The 809-nt window shown below is 41.5% G+C and carries 1 pseudogene; it reads left to right on the top strand.

Annotation, left to right across the window (positions count from 1 at the left end):
• Positions 1 to 153 precede the first annotated feature (153 nt).
• Positions 154 to 809 (top strand): annotated as a pseudogene (locus A3738_RS07760) (NAD(P)/FAD-dependent oxidoreductase); the annotation flags it as partial.

Here is an 809-nt window from a genome sequence, read left to right as displayed (position 1 = left end):
TCATTACCTGACACAGACAAAATCGCGCGCTTTATGACCAAAATTATGCCTGACTCTTGGGCATATTTGATCACTCGTAAGCGAAACATCTTGATTCAAAGAGCACTGTACGCTGTCAGTATGAAATGGCCGAATTTTATGCGAAAGCTCCTAATGAAAAATGTCAAAAAAGAACTCGGAGAAAACGTCGATACGAAACATTATTCGCCTCGCTACAACCCATGGGAAGAACGTCTATGTGCAGCACCTGATGGTGACTTCTTCGCAAAAATAAGAGACAAAAAAGCGAGTGTTGTGACGGATGAAATAGATCGATTTAGTGAAAACGGCATAATTTTGAAATCTGGAGAGAAATTGGAAGCCGATATCATCGTAACGGCGACGGGGCTTAACCTTCAAATGATGGGAGGTTTAAATCTGACGGTTAATGGAGAAGCGAGCCCATTATCTGAAAAAATGACGTACAAGAGCGTTATGATAGAAGGTATACCAAATTTTTCTTGGGTGTTTGGATACACAAATGCACCTTGGACACTTAAATGCGACATTGCGTCCCGTTATATTTGCAGGCTAATAAAACACATGGATAGTCAAGGTCATGTAGTAGCCACTCCGACAGATAACGGAGACAACAAAGCTTCGGAAGGAATTTTAGACGGCTTTGAACCTGGCTATGCTCAACGTGCTAAGCATATGTTGCCACGTCAAGGTAAAGCAGGCCCATGGCGCTTAGAAATGAATTACGCGAAAGACAAAAAAATATTGTTGAATCATCCAGTAGCGGATGAGTTTATGAAATTCGAGAGCAA

It is taken from the genome of Oleiphilus sp. HI0066 (genome assembly GCF_001635725.1).
This window is presented reverse-complemented; position numbering and strand designations above follow the sequence as displayed.